14 protein-coding genes are annotated in these 17268 nt (G+C 62.8%); 11 read left to right on the forward strand and 3 right to left on the reverse strand.

Features of this window, described 5'->3' with window-relative positions; genetic code table 11:
- Nucleotides 1-23: 23 nt before the first annotated feature.
- Together AB4Y85_RS12410 and AB4Y85_RS12415 are read right to left on the reverse strand one after the other, a co-directional pair.
- Nucleotides 24-3662, reverse strand: a complete 3639-nt coding sequence (locus AB4Y85_RS12410) for a FecR domain-containing protein (RefSeq protein ID WP_441985209.1) — start codon at nt 3660-3662, stop codon at nt 24-26.
- A gap of 439 nt (nt 3663-4101) precedes the next feature.
- Complete coding sequence (locus AB4Y85_RS12415; RefSeq protein ID WP_441985344.1) at nt 4102-4479, reverse strand: response regulator; 378 nt, start codon at nt 4477-4479, stop codon at nt 4102-4104.
- A 508-nt stretch (nt 4480-4987) separates the two neighbouring features.
- Between AB4Y85_RS12415 and AB4Y85_RS12420 the strand changes: the two genes are divergently transcribed.
- A complete protein-coding gene (locus AB4Y85_RS12420) occupies nt 4988-5740 on the forward strand; it encodes a glutamine amidotransferase (RefSeq protein ID WP_441985210.1) in 753 nt (250 codons plus the stop codon).
- On the opposite strand, the gene AB4Y85_RS12425 is transcribed toward AB4Y85_RS12420, so the two are convergent.
- A complete protein-coding gene (locus tag AB4Y85_RS12425; protein ID WP_441985211.1) occupies nt 5737-7170 on the reverse strand; it encodes a helix-turn-helix domain-containing protein in 1434 nt (477 codons plus the stop codon). The two genes, AB4Y85_RS12420 and AB4Y85_RS12425, sit on opposite strands and share 4 nt — an antisense overlap.
- 188 nt (nt 7171-7358) lie before the next feature.
- Here AB4Y85_RS12425 and aceA point away from each other — a divergent pair, with 188 nt between their 5' ends.
- From aceA to AB4Y85_RS12475, 10 genes are all read left to right on the forward strand, one after another.
- Complete coding sequence (gene aceA / locus AB4Y85_RS12430) at nt 7359-8678, forward strand: isocitrate lyase (RefSeq protein ID WP_441985212.1); 1320 nt, start codon at nt 7359-7361, stop codon at nt 8676-8678.
- A 41-nt stretch (nt 8679-8719) separates the two neighbouring features.
- The gene (locus AB4Y85_RS12435; RefSeq protein WP_441985213.1) at nt 8720-8929 is read left to right on the forward strand and encodes a DUF4170 domain-containing protein; all 210 of its coding nucleotides are present in this window, start codon (nt 8720-8722) and stop codon (nt 8927-8929) included.
- A 176-nt stretch (nt 8930-9105) separates the two neighbouring features.
- On the forward strand, nt 9106-10020 hold the full coding sequence (gene osmF, locus AB4Y85_RS12440; protein WP_441985214.1) for a glycine betaine ABC transporter substrate-binding protein OsmF: 915 nt from the start codon (nt 9106-9108) through the stop codon (nt 10018-10020).
- Between the two features lie 145 nt (nt 10021-10165).
- A complete protein-coding gene (locus AB4Y85_RS12445) occupies nt 10166-11284 on the forward strand; it encodes an ABC transporter permease (protein WP_441985215.1) in 1119 nt (372 codons plus the stop codon).
- Entirely contained in the window at nt 11281-12219 is a 939-nt protein-coding gene (locus AB4Y85_RS12450) for an ABC transporter ATP-binding protein (RefSeq protein ID WP_441985216.1), read from the forward strand. Before AB4Y85_RS12445 ends, AB4Y85_RS12450 begins: the two co-directional genes overlap by 4 nt.
- On the forward strand, nt 12216-12968 hold the full coding sequence (locus tag AB4Y85_RS12455) for an ABC transporter permease (RefSeq protein WP_441985217.1): 753 nt from the start codon (nt 12216-12218) through the stop codon (nt 12966-12968). The genes AB4Y85_RS12450 and AB4Y85_RS12455 overlap by 4 nt, the downstream gene beginning before the upstream one ends.
- On the forward strand, nt 12965-13531 hold the full coding sequence (locus AB4Y85_RS12460; protein WP_441985218.1) for a biliverdin-producing heme oxygenase: 567 nt from the start codon (nt 12965-12967) through the stop codon (nt 13529-13531). The genes AB4Y85_RS12455 and AB4Y85_RS12460 overlap by 4 nt, the downstream gene beginning before the upstream one ends.
- The gene (locus AB4Y85_RS12465; RefSeq protein WP_441985219.1) at nt 13528-15765 is read left to right on the forward strand and encodes an ATP-binding protein; all 2238 of its coding nucleotides are present in this window, start codon (nt 13528-13530) and stop codon (nt 15763-15765) included. Before AB4Y85_RS12460 ends, AB4Y85_RS12465 begins: the two co-directional genes overlap by 4 nt.
- Nucleotides 15766-16221, forward strand: a complete 456-nt coding sequence (locus tag AB4Y85_RS12470; RefSeq protein WP_441985220.1) for a response regulator — start codon at nt 15766-15768, stop codon at nt 16219-16221. It begins immediately after the preceding gene.
- Nucleotides 16221-17267, forward strand: a complete 1047-nt coding sequence (locus AB4Y85_RS12475) for a sensor histidine kinase (protein ID WP_441985221.1) — start codon at nt 16221-16223, stop codon at nt 17265-17267. Before AB4Y85_RS12470 ends, AB4Y85_RS12475 begins: the two co-directional genes overlap by 1 nt.
- The last annotated feature ends 1 nt before the right edge of the window (nt 17268 follow it).

A 17268-nucleotide genomic window follows, 5' to 3' on the forward strand; every position in this document is an offset into this window, starting at 1 on the left:
CCGCGGCCTGACGGGACTCCACCCTAGAACCGGGCCTTTATGCTCGCCTCGAAGGTGCGTCCCGGTCCGCGCGTGTCCGGAGCCAGTTCGAAATCCTCGTCGAACATGTTGAGGACGCTCAGGCCGAAGGCCAGCCTGCGGTCGGAGGTTTCCCAGGTCAGCGCCGCATCCGTCGTCCAGTAGTCGTCGAGTTCGCGGCCTGCGAGATTGCCCTTGATGTCGCCGACGAAATTCGTGGCGACGGTGACCTTGAGGCGGCTCGGATGAACGAAGGTGACGCCGGCCCGCGCGAAGTTGCCGGCGATGAACGGCACATCCGCGCCGCGCGCTTCGCCCGAGCGCACCTCAGACGAGATCCTGCCCACCGTGCCGAACACGCCGAAGCCATGGGTGAGCCAGAGGTTTGCGGAGGCCGCGAAGCGCTCGATGCGTGCCTTCGCGATGGCGATGTCGTCGATGCTGTAGGCAACCGGAAGGTTGAGGTCCTCCGCGTCCTGACGCTGATATTCCAGAGCCGTGAACACATAAGGCGACCATTCCGAATCCCAGCGCAGCGCCAGCGTTCCGACCTCACCGCCGAGCGAGAGCGGCAGCGCATTGGGCACGAGGCCCACGGTCGTGATCGGCGAGAGCGTGAACGCGATGGGATGCAGAACATCCCGGCGGTAGGCGGCGCGCAGCCACTGTCCATCGAACGGCGCGACGGCGACGCCGACGCGCGGGGCGATCGCCTCGTCGTCCGGCAGGCCCTCGATGCTCACATCGCTGCGCTCGATTCCGGCCTGTGCCTCGAACCAATCGGTCGGACGCCAGAACAGATCCGCATAGAGACGGGTCGTGTTGAAATCTGTGCTGGTCCGCTCGTCCAGATCTGTGAAGACATACCTGTTCTGTGCGATATTATATGCGAAGCCGGTGCCGGTGCTGCTGGCGACGCTGCGTCCGCTTTGCGCCTCGATGCCGTAATGCAGGGTCAGGTCGCCGAAGCCAATCATATGGGAGAGGGCGGCGGAACCGCCTTCCGTATGGGTCCTGTCCCAAGCCGTCCTGCCGATAACAAGGCCAGGAATATCCGCGTTCGCCGCATTGACGTAGCTTCGCTCCAGGCCGCTCAGGCCAAAGAGCGCGCCCGTCAGCACGTTCCTGTCGCTGAAGCTGTGGCTCCAGCCCACGCCACCGAGAACGGTGGTGGTATTTTCCCGAGCCTCGAGGAAATTCGTTGCGGTGCTGATGGGTACCAGCGCCGGTTCCTGCTTGGCACCCGCGCCGAAGACCAGGAAGCGGTCCGCCGCTGTCGGCGAAGAGCCGATGAAAAGGGAGGCGTTATCCACGTTCTCGTGGTTGATGAAATCGCGCCCGTTGGTTTTTGCGCGGCTCGCGGTGAGCGAGAAAGATGTGGGCAGAGGCTTGTTCGTATAGCCTTGGGCGGTCACTTCCGCGCCCCAGTTCCAGCGGCCATTGTCATGAAGTGGCGAGCCGCCCATCTCCACGTCGAGGAATGGGCGGCGGATCAGGTCGATGCGGCCGATGCGGCCCGAGACGGCGAGCGGATCGAAGAACAGGCCCTGGATCGTGAGATTGAGGGAAGTCAGATCGGCGCCGGCCCCGGTCTCCACATTGGAGATGTCGGGCCTGACGGTCACGAGGTTCGGGCGCTGCACCGCCGCTTGGTCGAAATAGCTCGATGCGGTGAAGGGATCGAAGACCCGGTCGCCGTAGAAACGAGACCATTCGTTGAGATTGAGAAAACGGTAGGCCTGCGCCGGATAGGAGCCGCCGTCCTTGTTCACGGCTAACCCTGCGAAATCGCCGCCGCGCTGCTGGTAGCGGCGCAGGGTCTCGCGGGCGGCCAGCACCGCCTGATCGGCCTGGTACTGATCGATGGCGATCGCCGTGCGGGCGCTCGACACCACCGGATCGTTGGGATCGAGCCGGTCCGCATTGTCGAGAGCCTGTTCCGCAAGCTCTTCCTCGCCGTTCTGGTAATACGCAATGGCCGCCAGAAGCAGGCCCTGGGAAAGGGCGGGATTGGCGGCGGAGCCCGCGAGAATGGCTTCGACGGCCTTTTCCATCTCGCCCTTCTGCAGAAAATAACGGCCGCGCGCGATATAGGCGACGCTGAAGGCTGGATCGAGGGAGAGCGCCTTGTCGATCAGGGCGCCCGCTTCCTCGACACGGTTCTGTTCGAGCAGCACGATGGCGAGATTAGCGTAAGCGACGGGGCTTCCCGGATCGGCCGCAATGGCGCGGCGCAGCGCGTCTTCGGCGGCAAGCGGGCGATCCATCTCGGATTCGAAGAGGCCCAGGCTGTTCCAGATATTCGAGTTGCCCGGCGCGACCTGCGCCGCCTGGCGCAGGGCCTCGGCCGCCGCATTCATCTCACCATCGATGTCGCCGCGAATGTTGCTGTCGGCGGCGATCACATCCGGATCGAGCGCATCGATGGCCTTGGCGCGGGCGATGGACTCGCGCATCTCCTCACGCCTGTTGAGGGCGTAGGACACTTGCGCCGACATGACGGCGATGCGTGCGTCGTTCGGGAACCGCTTCTCCGCGGCCCTCAGAATGTCGGCGGCGGCTTTCAGGTCCTGCCGGAAGGCGGTCACATAGGCATGGGCCAGGGCCGCGATGGGATCGTTGAGGCTGCTTTTCGGTTCCGGATAGACCCGGTTCGGATTGGCGAGCGACTGGGTGATGTAGCGCCCGTAGGAAGCGATCACGCGACGCTGCGGATCGAGCCCGTTTTCCGCCCTGGCGAAGAGGCTGGCCGCTTCCGCCCATCGATGCTGCGAGCCGAGAAGTGAGGCTTCCACCAGATCGGCGCGGGCGCGCTGCGAACCGGTGAGGCGCTTTGCCCGCGCCTGGGCGAGGGCCTCGGCGGCGGCGGGCTTGCCGTCATAGCTCATGGCCGTCTCGGCGAGAACCAGCCAATCCTCCGCGCTGCGGGTCTCGGGCGCGGTCGCCGCGACGCGGCTGCGCTCGGTGCGCGCTACAGGACCCGTGAGAGGCGATATGGAAAGGGAGGAGAAGGTATCGCGCAGGCTCAAATAGAAGAGCATCTGCTCGCGGTCGTTGGAATTGGTGAGAATGAATTTCGACGGCGCCCGGCCAATGGCCGCCACCGCGCCTTCGCCCTGTCGGACCGTCACCGAGCCCTGCGGGTTGCTGAGCTCCACGACGCCTTCGAGCACCACGAGCGAGGTACGTCCGCCCTCGACGGTCAGCGACCAATCCGTGCCGCGAATGGCCGCGACGGCAGCCGGCGTCTTCACATCGACGCCCGAGCCGCCACGGGAGGCGCGGGCCCAGATGCTGCCCGCTTGGAGATTGAGCTCGGTCTTGCCGCTGTTGGCGCTGGCGACCTCGTTCACGGTGAGTGTCGAGTTGCGGCCGACGCGAATTTGAGTCTGGTCGGCGAACAGGATCGCGAGATTGCCGATGGCATTGGTGCGAAGCACGTCGCCGCCGATCACATCCTGCCGGATCTGCGCGTTGCGCCACAATTCCTCACGGAAAAAGCGCATCTCCTCGCCGCCCTTGGCGGACACGATAGACCCCGCCACGGGTGTCGGGCGCGGGAGGGGGCTCTGGGCATGGGCGGAAGATAGGCACAGCACAAGAGTGCTGGCCGCCGCGAGGAAATGAAAAGAACGTGCAGCCATGAACGGTTGATTGATACTGAAACTCACCCTGGGGAAGGGCACTTTAGCAGGATTGTTACAGGATCAAAGCTGATTCAGGACAATGTTCGGTGCGTTGGAACACATTTCCCCTCACCCGCGGGCAGTTGCAGTGCGGAAATATGAGGCTGCGTCGTGGTTTCTTGGTTGTTAAGAAAGTCTTGGGAAAGGCTGCACCCGGAGGAGACGGCACCCGCTTATACCCTGGCGCTCATCCTGAGTGTCTGGCTCCTCATGCGCTGACAGTTCTTTCGTTCCCCCTTTCGGGGAGGGGAACACGCGCGACATCCTTTATAAGCCAGACTCTCAGGAAGAGGGGCGCGGGATGGGAAATGTAGCCGTCATTACCGGCGCAAGGCGGTGATGACGGCCTTATGAGCAGGAGATACGCGACGCGTTAGTCCTCTGGCCGGCCAACCGTTCAGGTGGTGCTCTTCTTCCGGGCGAGGATCAGTTTCTGCTTCAGGTCATGCTGGGCGAAGGGCTTCTGAAGCACCGGGCGGTCGCGGAAGGTGTCGCGGATTCCCGCGCTGCCGTAGCCTGTCGAGAAGACGAAGGGGATCGAGCGCTGGGCCAGGGCTTCGGCCACCGGATAGATCGGCTCGCCCGCGACGTTCACGTCGAGAATCGCAAGGTCCACCTGCTCCCGGGAGACGGCCTCGAGGGCAGCAGACAGCCGGGCTGCAGGTCCGATGACCTCGCAGCCGAAATCAAGGAGCATGTCCTCCAGCAGCAAAGAGATTGCCGCTTCATCCTCGACGACAAGAATCCGCAGGCCGTTCAGGTCTCCGTCGCTCATCACGCTTTCAGTCACGGTTTCTCTTTCTCTTCACGCATGGTGTTGCGAAATTCCCATCCGCCGCACCGGGCATATTACCCGAACGCTACAAAGTTAAGCATTAAGAATCAGAGGGTTCTAGCATCCTTGCACGATCGTGCAAAAGCCAAGCGCCCCCTGTGTCTTCCCGCTTCTCGTTTCGAGCATAATATTAGTGTGGGAAAAGACAGTTGCCTAGATCCCGAAGCATCTGAATTCATTCGATAAATCGAAATCTCTTCCAGGCATGCGGAACTTCTTGCGCGACTTTTCGCCTTCAGACCACTATGCGCCGAACCTGAGCGGACGCCGTTAACATAGGTTATCCTCTCGGGAATTCGTGATCGACCGTCCGAATCACTCCATTATTCCGCGCGACAGGAATGGTTTTGCTCAAGCAGTTCTGCCATGAATTGGCAGGTCTTGCGGAATAGGCCTCTTCTCCTCGATAATTCCGCCATGTCTGACAAATTCATGACTTAGGACAATCGTGCTTAAGCGAGCTTCGAAGGCGCCGGTCCTCATCATCTTGCATCAGGAGCACTCGACTCCAGGCCGCGTCGGGCGTCTCCTCGCCGAGCGCGGTCACCGGCTCGACATCCGCCGTCCCCGATTGGGCGATCCCCTGCCGGAGACGCTGGCCGAGCACGCGGGCGCGGTGATTTTCGGCGGGCCTATGAGCGCCAACGATCCGGACGATTTCATCAAGACGGAGATCGACTGGATCGGCGTGCCCTTGAAGGAGAACAAGCCATTCCTGGGCCTCTGCCTCGGAGCACAGATGCTCGCCCGGCAGATGGGCGCCAAGGTCTGGCCTCACCCGGAGGGACGTGCCGAAATCGGCTATTATCCGCTTGTACCCACGGAGGCGGGGCAGCGTCTCAGCGATGGATGGGGCATGCCCTGGCCGAGCCATGTCTATCACTGGCATCGGGAAGGCTTCGATTGCCCATCGGGCGCCGAGACTCTGGCGACGGGCGACGATTTTCCCACGCAGGCGATCCAGGTGGGCGAATCCGCCTTCGGCCTGCAATTCCACCCGGAGGTCACCCACGCCATGATGTGCCGCTGGACGGTCCACGCGGAAGAGCGCCTTGCCATGCCCGGCGCGCAGGATCGCATCCGCCAGATCGCGGGGCGTTTTCAATACGATCCGCATGTCTCGCAATGGATCGGCCACTTTCTCGATCACTGGCTGGGCGAGCCGGTGCCCGCCCGCAGCAGGCGCGTCGCCAGCCGCTAAGTTGCGTCGAACTCGAAAGGCGACACACCGCGCTTCATCTCGTCCACGATCAGGGCATGCATGAGCGGAGGCGCCGCGCGTTGCGGGCAGGCGACGCGTTCGCACAAGCGGCAATTGATGCCGATGGGCATGGCCTCCGCCGACGCGAGATCGTGTCCGCGCGCATAAACGAGGCGGTGCGCGTATTTCAGCTCGCAGCCCAAGCCCACAACGAATTGCGGATCGGGCGCGCCCCAGGGACTGAACGCGCGCTTGACCGTGCGGGCCATGGAGAACCAGCGCGATGAATCCGGCAGCTCGATGATCTGAGTCATCACCTGTCCGGGGCTTCGGAAAGTGGAATGCAGGTTCCACAAGGGACAGGTGCCGCCGAATTGCGAGAACGGAAAACGTCCCGACGAAAAGCGTTTCGAGACATTGCCCGCCGCATCCACGCGCACGAGGAAGAACGGAATGCCGCGCGCCCCCGGCCGTGCGAGCGTCGTTAGGCGATGGGCGACCTGCTCGAAGCTCGCTCCGAAGCGCGCGCCGAGCACTTCCACGTCATAGCCGAGCGCCTCGGCGGCAGCGTGGAATTTGCCGTAGGGCATCATCAGCGCGCCGGCGAAATAATTGCCGAAGGAAACCCGCAGCAATCGCCGCGCCGGGCCATCCACCGGCTCGAGCCGCGCGGCCAGAGCATCGATGGTATCGCGCATTTCCGCGAAGGCGAGCTGATACGCGGCCTGGAAGGTGCGGCCCGACGGATCGACGATCTCGGAGATGAGCAGTTGGCGCCGGTGGTGGTCGTAGCGGCGTAAGGAATCCGGCATCACGTCGACAGGCATAACGCGCACACGGATGCCGTGTTTCGCGTGCAGGCGTTCCGCAATCGAGAAGAACGGCTCGTGGGCGGTGAGCGCGAGGTCCGAGGCAAGGTTTTCGGCGGCCTCGTCCAGCTCGGGGAAATGGTTCTTCGCCTCGTGGATGAGTTCGCGCACCCGGTCAACCGGGTTGACCTGCGGCGCGTCTTCCGCCCGGTCCTTGTCGGTCATTCTCGGCGTCACGGCCTCGCGCGCGCCGCGCATGGCCTGATAGGCGCGGTAGAGCCGGTTTACGGCATCGACGAGCGAGGGCGCGGACTCGATGGTCTCGCGCAGCTCGATGCGGGAGACGGGGGAAGAGCGGAACAGCGGGTCGGCGAAGATCTCCTCCAGCTCCGACACCGTGCGCTCGTTGTCGTCATTGGCGAATTCGCGCGGGTCCAGGGAATAGGCGTGGGCGAGGCGGATCAGCACCTGCGCCGTGATCGGGCGCTGGTTGCGTTCCATCAGGTTGAGATAGCTCGGCGACAGGCCGAGCTCCTCCGCCATGCGGGCCTGGCTGAGATTCAGGTCGCGCCGCAGGCGCTTGAGGCGGGGCCCGACAAAGAGCTTTCTGCTTTCATCCATTTTGTAAATCTTTTTACAAGTTTACTAAGCTTGTGTTGTCATGGCTTTACAAGGCCACTTTTCTTCAGAAATCAACCATTGAAACAAAGGCTTCTTCTCGGATTATATCCTTCAGACGCCTCGCTGATGCATAAAGTTTGTGGTCGCGAGTGGCAGTTTGTCAATGGATGTAAATTAAGGACAAGATAATGACCGCGCAGAAGTCCCCGGCTTCCCTCGACGATCTGATCCCAGCAGCTCCCAAGGGCCGCTTCGACGGAATCCGCCGCCCCTATTCGGCCGAGGATGTACAGCGCCTGCGCGGTTCTTTCCCGATTTCGCATACGCTGGCCGAGCGTGGCGCGCAGAAGCTATGGCAGCTCCTGCAGGAGCGCCCCTATGTGCACTCGCTCGGCGCCATGACCGGCAACCAGGCCATGCAGATGGCCCGCGCCGGGCTGGAAGCCATCTATCTGTCCGGCTGGCAGGTGGCAGCGGATTCCAATGTCGCGGGCGCCATGTATCCCGACCAGTCGCTCTATCCGGCCAATTCCGGCCCTGAGCTGTGCCGCCGCATCAACCGCACCTTCCAGCGCGCCGACCAGATCGAGCATGCCGAAGGCGGCGCGCAGCGCGACTGGTTCCTGCCCATCGTCGCCGATGCCGAGGCCGGTTTCGGCGGCCCGCTCAACACCTTCGAGCTCATGAAGGCCTATATCGAGGCCGGCGCCGCTGGCGTGCATTTCGAGGATCAGCTCGCATCCGAAAAGAAATGCGGCCATCTGGGCGGCAAGGTGCTGATCCCGACCTCCGCCCATGAGCGCAACCTGACCGCCGCGCGGCTCGCCGCCGATGTGATGGGCACCTCGACCCTCATCATGGCCCGTACCGATGCGGAATCGGCGAAGCTCATCACCTCCGACGTGGACGAGCGCGACCGCCCCTTCATCGAGCCGGACAGCCGCACGCCGGAAGGCTTCTACCGCCTGAAGGACGGCACCGGCCTCGACCACTGCATCTCGCGCGGGCTGGCCTATGCGGAGCTCGCCGACCTTTTGTGGTGGGAGACCTCGCACCCGGATCTCGACGATGCCCGCAAGTTCGCGGAAGCCATTCATAAGCACCATCCTGGCAAGCTGCTCGCCTATAATTGCTCGCCGTCCTTCAACTGGAAGAAGAAGCTGGATGACGCCACCATCGCCAAGTTCCAGCGCGAGCTCGGCGCCATGGGCTACAAGTTCCAGTTCGTGACGCTGGCCGGCTTCCACCAGCTCAATTACGGCATGTTCGATCTGGCGAGCGGCTACCGCGATCGCGGCATGGGCGCCTATTCCGAGCTGCAGGCCCGCGAATTCGGGGCGGAGGCCGACGGCTATACCGCCACCCGCCACCAGCGTGAGGTCGGCACCGGCTATTTCGATCAGGTGTCGGTGGTGATCACCGGCGGCAAGTCGTCCACGACCGCCATGGCGGAATCCACCGAGACCGCTCAGTTCCAAACCTCGGCCAAGCTTCAGGCAGCCGAGTAAAAACTAATCTTATCAATGCTTTGCACCTAAGGAGATCGACAATGAATGCATCACGTTTCTGGGTTGTCGGCGGCGAGTACACCTCCTGCGATTGCGACACCATCGTTCAGGGTACCGAGCGGGTCGTGGGCCCCTTCGAGAGCCGCAATGAGGCCGAGCGCACCTGGCGCAGCCTCTCCGAGGATCACCGGCCCCAGGCTCAGGTTCGCTTCACCATCGCTCAGGAGCCGCCGTCGCCCCTGAGCGCCTGAGGCGCCAGCGGATCCTCTTCACCCACCGTCACCGCAGAGTTGACAGTGGGTAAACCCATTCCGGGCGATGATTTTTGATGGCCTGAGGCGACTCTTATCGGCCTGCCCCTCTGCTTAAACGCGCGGCGTGACCTAAAAAGAAGGGCGCGCTAATGTGTTCTTGCTGAGGGACTGCCATGAAGCCTGTTTTGAAATCGTTCGCCGCCGCCCTGGCACTTGGCCTGGCGGCCCTGAGTTCGGCCAAGGCCGATGTGGTGGTCTCGTCGAAGATCGACACGGAAGGCTCGGTTCTGGGCAACATGATCCTGCTGGCGTTGAACGCCAACGGCATCAAGACTCAGGACCGCATCCAGCTCGGTGCGACCCCGGTGGTGCGCAAGGCTATCACGGCAGGAGAGATCGACATCTATCCCGAATATACCGGCAATGCGGGCTTCTTCTTCAACAAGGCGGATGACCCGGTCTGGAAGGACGCCGCCAAGGGCTTCCAGATGGCGAAGCAGCTCGACTACGACGCCAACAAGATCGTCTGGCTCGATCCGTCGCCTGCCAACAACACCTGGGCCATCGCGCTCCGCAAGGATGTGATCGACGCCAACAAGCTCAAGACCCTGTCGGATTTCGGCAAATGGGTCGCGGGCGGCGGCAAGGTCGTGTTGGCGGCCTCCGCCGAATTCGTGAATTCGGAGGCGGCCCTGCCGGCCTTCCAGAAGGCTTACGGCTTTCAGATGAAGCCCGAACAGCTCATCGTGCTTTCCGGCGGCGATACGGCGGCCACCATCAAGGCGGCGGCGGAGCAGACGAATGGCGCCAATGCGGCCATGGTCTACGGCACCGACGGCGGAATCGCGCCCTCCGGCCTCGTGGTGCTTGAGGATGACAAGAGCGTGCAGCCCGTCTATGCGCCGGCTCCCATCATCCGCGAGACGGTGTTGAAGGACAATCCGAAGATCGCCGAGATCCTGAAGCCCATCTTCGCCTCGCTCGACCTGACGACGCTCCAGAAGCTCAATGCCCGGGTCCAGATCGGCGGCGAGGCGGCAAAGGCGGTCGCGACCGATTACATGAAGTCCAAAGGGTTCCTGAAATAGGACAGGGACCGTCCCGCGAGCCGGATCTTCGTAGCACGGTTAAGAAAGAACAAGGCCTGTTGTGAGTTCGATACTGTCCCGGGCGGATGCGATTGGCCCGATGCCCCCGCGCGCCGCATCCGCCCTCGATCCTTTGGGGAGCCTCATGGCGATCCTCATCGCGGTCGCCCTGTTCGCCGCGCCGTTCGCAACCTATCGCGCCACCCGTATCGCCTCCGGTGAGGCACGCATGCTGATGGAGGCGCTGCCGGGGATGTGGGGGCTCGTGCTCATGGCTGTGTCCCTCGGCATCGCCATCGGCGCGGTGGTCGTGCGCGTGCCGCTCGCAAGGCTCGTAGCGTCCGTTCTGGGGTTGGGCGCGATCTGCATCGGGATCGGCATGTCGGCAGGCTATCTGACGCCGCCCGACAATACCTTCGCGCGGGTCTCGCCATCCCTCGGCTTCTGGCTCCTGACGCTCGCTTTCTCGCTTCTTCTCATCGATGCCCTCACGCGCCTGCATTTAAGCCCCATGGAACGGGTCGTGGTGCTGTTGTCGGGAGCGGCCGGGGTCGCCTTCCTGCTGTGGTCCGGCGCGTGGGACAACCTCTCCATCCTGAAGGAATACGCGGCACGGTCCGAAAGCTTCTGGCGCGAGGGACGCCAGCATCTGATGCTGGCTTTCGGATCGATGATCGCAGCCTGCCTCGTCGGCATTCCTCTCGGCATCGCGAGCCATCGCGTTCGTGCCTTGAGAACAGTTGTTCTGCAGATTTTAAGCATCGTGCAGACCATCCCGAGCATCGCGCTCTTCGGCATTCTCATGGCGCCTCTCGGGGCCATTGCCGCGAGCGTGCCGCTGGCCGCCGCGCTCGGCATTCGCGGCATCGGTGCTGCGCCTGCCCTCATCGCGCTGTTTCTCTATGCGCTGCTGCCCATTGTCGCCAACACCGTCGCGGGCTTGCATCAGGTCTCGCCTGCCGTGGTCGATGCGGCGCGGGGCGTGGGCATGAATTCGCGCCAGCGCATGTTTCAGGTGGAGCTGCCGCTGGCCTTGCCGGTGATCCTGGCCGGCATCCGCATCGTGCTCGTCCAGAATCTCGGCCTTGCCACGGTCGCAGCGCTCATCGGGGGAGGGGGATTCGGCGCCTTCGTGTTCCAGGGCATCGGCCAGACCGCCATCGATCTCGTGCTGCTCGGCGCCTTGCCGACGGTGACCCTGTCTTTCGCCGCCTCCGTCATCCTCGATGCGGCGGTCGATGGCGCCAAAGGAGCGCTCGCATGATCGAAATCGAGCATCTCACCAAACGCTATGGCGACACCATCGTCGTCGATGACGTCTCGTTCCAGGTGAAGGAGGGCACCGTCACCGCCATCGTCGGCACCTCGGGCGCGGGCAAGTCGACCCTGTTGCGCATGATCAACCGCCTCGTCGAACCGACTTCGGGGCGCGTGCTCATCGATGGCGAGGACACGCGTTCGATTCCCGAAGACCAGCTGCGCCATCGCATCGGCTATGTGATCCAGGGTTATGGATTGTTTCCGCATCGCAATGTCGCGGCCAACATCGCCACCGTGCCGCGCCTTCTCGGCTGGGACAGGAAACGCATCGCGGCGCGAGTCTCCGAACTGCTCGAACTCTTCCAGCTCGACCCAGTGGAATTCTCAACCAAGTTCCCGCATGAATTGTCGGGCGGCGAACAGCAGCGCGTGGGTGTGGCGCGGGCGCTTGCCGCACGGCCCGCGCTGCTTCTCATGGACGAGCCGTTCGGCGCGCTCGATGCGGTGATCCGCGCCAAGGCGCAGGACGAACTGCTCGCGATTCAACGGCGCCTCGGGACCACCATTCTTCTCGTCACCCATGACATGAACGAGGCCTTCCATCTCGGCGATCGCATCGCCGTCATGGACGAAGCTCGCCTCGTGCAGCATGCAGCACCCGCAGAATTGCTGATGCGCCCGGCGGATCCTTTCGTGGAGCAATTGGTGGGAACGGCGGAGCGGCCTTTCCGCCTGCTCGCGCTCACGAAGGTTAGGGACGCTCTTGAGCCGGGAAGCGCGGAGGGCGAGCCGATCACCTTGTCGGATACGCTGCACGACGCGCTCTCGCAGCTCATGTGGACGGGCCGCGATGCACTGCCTGTCGCGGATGCGTCGGGTGCGCTCGTGGGCCGGGTGAGCGTTTCGGGCATTCTGGATCACGGGCGCCGCTTCGCATGAACCTGCGATGGATCTTTCGCGTGGCGGCTCTCGTCCTGCTGGTGTCGTTCATCACGAGGCCGCAGCTCTTTTCTTTTGTGTTCGAACCGTTGACCACGAACAACGCGCCGGCAATCTACAATCAGGGCAGTCTTCTCTCGCTGACGCTGTCCCATCTTCGCACCGTCTTCCTTGCGACGCTCGCCAGCATCGTTCTCGCGCTGACTCTCGGCGTCTTCGTCACGCGTCCATTCGGTTCCGAGTTTCTGCCCTTGTCGCGCAGCCTCGTGCATATCGGGCAGACCTTTCCGCCGATCGCAGTTCTCGCCATCGCGGTTCCTCTCGTTGGGTTCGGTGAAAAGCCCACCTTCATCGCGCTTTTTCTCTACGGCCTCCTGCCGATTTTCGAGAACACGCTGACCGGCCTCACCCAGGTTTCCGCTCAGACGCTGGAGGCAGCGCGAGGCATGGGCATGAATCCGCGTCAGCGCCTTTTCCAGGTAGAGCTGCCTTTGGCCCTGCCAGTGATCCTCGCCGGTATCCGCCTGTCGGTCATCATCAGCCTCGGTACGGCCACGATCGGCTCAACCGTTGCGGCCAAGGGGCTTGGGGAAGTCATCATCGCCGGGCTTCAGTCGAACAACATTGCCTTTGTTCTGCAGGGCGGCTTGGTTGTGGCCCTGCTTGCGGTCCTGATCCACGACGGGTTAGGGCTTGTGGAGCGGTTCGCAGCCAGGAAGCTGGGCCGTTCTCAGGATGAGGTCTCATGACATTGCTCGAACGTCTCAAGGTTGAGACACGCCCTGCCCACGACCGCATCGAACTGGCCTTCGACCTTGAGCGCAGGATCGCGACCCGCGAGTCGTACAAAGGCGTTCTCCAGCGCTTCTACGGGTTCCATCATGCCTGGGAACAGGCGGCTGCTCCGGTTGCCGGAAACCGGGTATTCTTCGAGCGCCGCCGCAAGACGCATCTTCTCGTTAAGGATCTCCAGGCCCTGGGGATGACGCCGGATGAGATCATAAGCCTGCCGCAATGCCGGTCCCTGATGCCGATGCCTTCGCCGGCAGCCGTGCTCGGCAGCATGTATGTGATCGAAGGCTCGACCCTTGGCGGCGCCATCATCTCACGGGAGGTGGAACGGCGGCTCGGTATGAGCGCCGAGACCGGCTGCGCCTATTTTCGGAGTTACGGACGTGATATCGGTGTCATGTGGAAGTCGTTTGGCGCTGCCCTTTTGGAGGCCTCTTCGCCGGAAGTGGACGATCTGATCGTCGAGACGGCGCAAGGAACCTTCACCGTCATGCATGACTGGTTGTGCGAGGCTTCATGAATACCCACGCGTCCCAGGAACTCGATCTGACCGCCTGCGAACGCGAGCCGATCCATATTCCTGGGAGCATTCAGCCTCACGGGATTTTGATCGCTGTCGGCCGCGCGGACGGGATGATCGCCTATGCCAGCGCCAATATGGGGTCGGTTCTGGGACATGATGCCATGTCTCTTCTCAGACGCTCTTTCCGAGAGGCACTGCCGGAACTGGCGGCGTTGCTCGATGCGGATATCGCTGAGCCGCCCTTGGAAGACAGCGCTCGCTCCATCAGGACGGTCCAACTCGACACGCCGGCAGGCTCCACGCTCTTCGACGCCGTGGTGTCCCTTTCCGGCGATCACACGATCATCGAACTCGAGGCGATGCCTTCCAAGGCGGTGTCCAGCCTCGATGCCCTCTATCCGACCCTGCGCCGCTTCGTGGAGCAGCTGCAATCGGCTTCCTCGACGGATGTTCTCTGCAAACTGGCCGCCGCAGACATCCGCCGTATGACCGGATTCGACCGGGTGCTCGTCTACCGCTTCGACGAGCAGTGGAACGGCACCGTCCTCGCAGAGGACCGCAACGAGGTGCTGCCGTCCTATCTCGACCTGCGTTTTCCCGCCTCCGACATTCCCGCACAGGCTCGGGGACTCTACCGCCGCAATCGCCTGCGCATCATTCCCGATGCCAATTACACGCCGATTCCCATTCAATCGCATGATCCCGCGCCGCTTGATTTGAGCGACTCGGTTTTGCGCAGCGTCTCGCCCGTTCATCTGGAATACATGCGCAACATGGGCACCATGGCCTCCATGTCGATCTCGATTCTGCGCGATGGTCAGCTCTGGGGCCTTATCTCCTGCCACAGCAAGGAGCCGAAGCGGATCTCGCTGCCGGTGCGCAACGCATGCGATTTCCTCACGCAGATCTTCGCGCTCCAGTTGGAAGCGCGGCAGCATACGGCGCTCGCCGACAATCGGGTGCGTCTCAGGGCCGTGCAGGCACGGCTTCTCGCCTACATGGCGGCAGAGAGCTATTTCGTCGATGGGCTCATGAAGCATCCCGACGATCTGATGCTCCTCGCCGGAGCGCAGGGGGTGGCGGTCATTACGGATGATCATTGCTGGTGCCGGGGCGTTACGCCGGGCGACGAAGAGGTCAAGACACTCTTCGAATGGCTGTCGACCAATCACCAGGAAGACATCTTCGCCACCGACAATCTCGCGGCCCATTTCGGACCGGCCAAAGCCTATACGGACAAGGCGAGCGGACTCCTGTCGATTTCCATCTCGAAGATGTATCCGAGCTATATCCTCTGGTTCCGCCCGGAGCAGGTCCAGACCGTGAAATGGGGCGGCAATCCGCAAAAGCCCGTCAAGGAAGAGGCGGGAACCCTCAGGCTGCATCCTCGCGCTTCCTTCGACATCTGGAAGGAGACCGTGCGCGAACGCTCGACTGCCTGGGAGCAGAGCGAGATCGAGGCGGTCAAGGATCTGCGCAATGCCATCGTCGGCATCGTCCTGCGCCGCGCCGAGGAACTTGCGGCGCTTGCCGACGAGCTCAAGCGCACCAACAAGGAACTCGAGGCCTTCTCCTATTCGGTCTCTCACGATCTGCGCGCCCCGTTCCGCCACATCGTCGGCTTTTCCGAACTTTTGAAAAAAGAATCGGCGGATCTGTCCGACCGCGGCAAGCGTTATGTCGAGACGATCATCGAATCGGCCTACACGGCGGGAACCCTGGTGGATAATCTGCTGCGCTTCTCGCAGATGGGCCGCACGGCCCTGCGCCCAAGGCCTGTCGATGTGGAGCAGATCGTCACCGAAATCCGCCAGAAACTGGCGATGGAGACAGGGGAGCGCCGGATTGAGTGGATCGTCGATGATCTGTCCCCGGTCATCGCCGATCCGGTGCTGATCCGGCTGGTTTTCGAGAACCTGATCGACAACGCGGTCAAATATACCCGCCCCCGCAACCTGGCTCGTATCGAGATCGGCTCCCGCCGCGACGATGGGGAAATCATCTTTTTCGTGAAGGATAATGGTGTCGGTTTTGATATGAAGTATATCGACAAGCTGTTCGGCGTCTTCCAGCGCCTTCACCGGATCGAGGATTTCGAGGGAACCGGGATCGGGCTGGCCAACGTTCGACGCATCGTCGAAAGGCATGGAGGCCGCAGTTGGGCCGAGGCCGAACTTGGCAAGGGAGCGACGTTCTATGTCGCCCTGCCCGATATGGAAGGAGCGGCTTGAATGCCGGCACTGAAACCGATCCTGCTGGTTGAGGACAATCCGAAGGATCTCGAACTCACGCTCGCCGCCCTGGAGCAGAGCCAACTCGCCAACGAGGTGGTCGTGGTACGCGACGGGGAGGAGGCTCTGGACTTCCTTTATCGGCGCGGGGCGCACGCGAGCCGCAACACCGCCGACCCGGCCGTGGTGCTGCTCGATCTCAAGCTTCCGAAGATCGACGGTCTTCAGGTATTGGAACAGGTAAAAGCCGATCCGGATCTGCGGCACACGCCCGTCGTCATGCTCACCTCTTCCCGCGAGGAAAGTGATCTTCTCCGAAGCTATGAGCTTGGGGTGAACGCTTTCGTGGTGAAGCCGGTGGGCTTCCGCGAGTTCTTCGATGCGATCCAGGATCTGGGTGTGTTCTGGGCCATCCTCAACGAGCCGCCGCCGCGGGGCGCACGACAGGGTCTTTGATGCAACAGCGGGCCGAACTTCAGTCCAGCCGCGTCTTGCGCATCCTCCTCCTGGAGGATTCCGCGCTCGATGCGGAGCTTGTGTCGGAGGTCCTGTCCGCGGCTCTGAACGCCTCCGTCCGCCGGGTCGTACTCGAAGAGGAATTCAAGGCAGCCATCGAGAACGAGACCTGGGATTTGGTGCTTGCCGATTATCTCCTGCCGGGCTTCGACGGTTTGAACGCGCTCGACCTCGTGCGGCAGCTGCGCCCGAGTCTTCCCTTCGTTTTCGTGTCCGGCGCGCTCGGAGAGGAGATCGCCGTCGAGGCGCTCAAGCGGGGCGCGACGGATTACGTCCTGAAGGACAAGATCGAACGGCTGCCGGCGACGATCATGCGCGCGCTCGCCGAGGCGCATGAGCGTGCCGAGAGACGGCAGGCGCAGGAAGCATTGCGCCAGCTGCTGGATGAGAGGACCACGCTCCTCCATGAACTCGATCACCGGGTGAAGAACAACCTGCAGCTTCTGCAAGCGCTCATCGCGATCGAGATGCGCCATGCGGAAGGCGCGGATGCGCGCGGCGTTCTCGGGCGTATGAAACAGCGCGTCCAGGCGCTGGGCGCCGCGCATCGCGATCTCTATGACGGCAGGGGATCCGCGCGTTTCGATGCGGGCCGGTTCGCGCGGGAAATGTGCGAAGAGCTTACGGCTGCCGCCAAGGATATTCGGATAATTTGCCAATTCGAGATCGAGAACGTCGAAGTGGATGCGGCGAAGGCCGCGCCGATGGCGCTTCTGTTCAACGAGATCGTCGTCAACGCTCTCGGCTACGCCTACAAGGAGCGGCATGGGAAGCTGAAGCTCGTCATGCGGGTGCGTGACAGCCATCTTCTGTTCCAGCTTTCCGATGACGTCTTTACGCCGGAAGAGAAGGCGGCGGCGCAGGAGAGCTCGTCAGGCACAGTCCTCAAAGGCCTTGCGCGGCAGCTCGATGCCCATGTGGAATGGCCGCTCGACAAACCGGAAACGCTGGTGCGCATCACCATGCCGGTCCGAGAGATCGGCTGAC

It is taken from the genome of Microvirga sp. 2YAF29, assembly GCF_052114605.1.
In the GTDB taxonomy this organism is placed as follows: Bacteria; Pseudomonadota; Alphaproteobacteria; order Rhizobiales; family Beijerinckiaceae; genus Microvirga.

Coding starts and splice junctions, on each gene's coding strand:
- AB4Y85_RS12410 (WP_441985209.1), bottom strand. CDS start 3,662: ATGGCTGCACGTTCTTTTCATTTCCTCGCGGCGGCCAGCACTCTTGTG.
- AB4Y85_RS12470 (WP_441985220.1), top strand. CDS start 15,766: ATGCCGGCACTGAAACCGATCCTGCTGGTTGAGGACAATCCGAAGGAT.
- AB4Y85_RS12465 (WP_441985219.1), top strand. CDS start 13,528: ATGAATACCCACGCGTCCCAGGAACTCGATCTGACCGCCTGCGAACGC.
- AB4Y85_RS12425 (WP_441985211.1), bottom strand. CDS start 7,170: ATGGATGAAAGCAGAAAGCTCTTTGTCGGGCCCCGCCTCAAGCGCCTG.
- AB4Y85_RS12445 (WP_441985215.1), top strand. CDS start 10,166: ATGGCGATCCTCATCGCGGTCGCCCTGTTCGCCGCGCCGTTCGCAACC.
- AB4Y85_RS12435 (WP_441985213.1), top strand. CDS start 8,720: ATGAATGCATCACGTTTCTGGGTTGTCGGCGGCGAGTACACCTCCTGC.
- AB4Y85_RS12450 (WP_441985216.1), top strand. CDS start 11,281: ATGATCGAAATCGAGCATCTCACCAAACGCTATGGCGACACCATCGTC.
- aceA (WP_441985212.1), top strand. CDS start 7,359: ATGACCGCGCAGAAGTCCCCGGCTTCCCTCGACGATCTGATCCCAGCA.
- AB4Y85_RS12455 (WP_441985217.1), top strand. CDS start 12,216: ATGAACCTGCGATGGATCTTTCGCGTGGCGGCTCTCGTCCTGCTGGTG.
- osmF (WP_441985214.1), top strand. CDS start 9,106: ATGAAGCCTGTTTTGAAATCGTTCGCCGCCGCCCTGGCACTTGGCCTG.
- AB4Y85_RS12415 (WP_441985344.1), bottom strand. CDS start 4,479: ATGAGCGACGGAGACCTGAACGGCCTGCGGATTCTTGTCGTCGAGGAT.
- AB4Y85_RS12460 (WP_441985218.1), top strand. CDS start 12,965: ATGACATTGCTCGAACGTCTCAAGGTTGAGACACGCCCTGCCCACGAC.
- AB4Y85_RS12475 (WP_441985221.1), top strand. CDS start 16,221: ATGCAACAGCGGGCCGAACTTCAGTCCAGCCGCGTCTTGCGCATCCTC.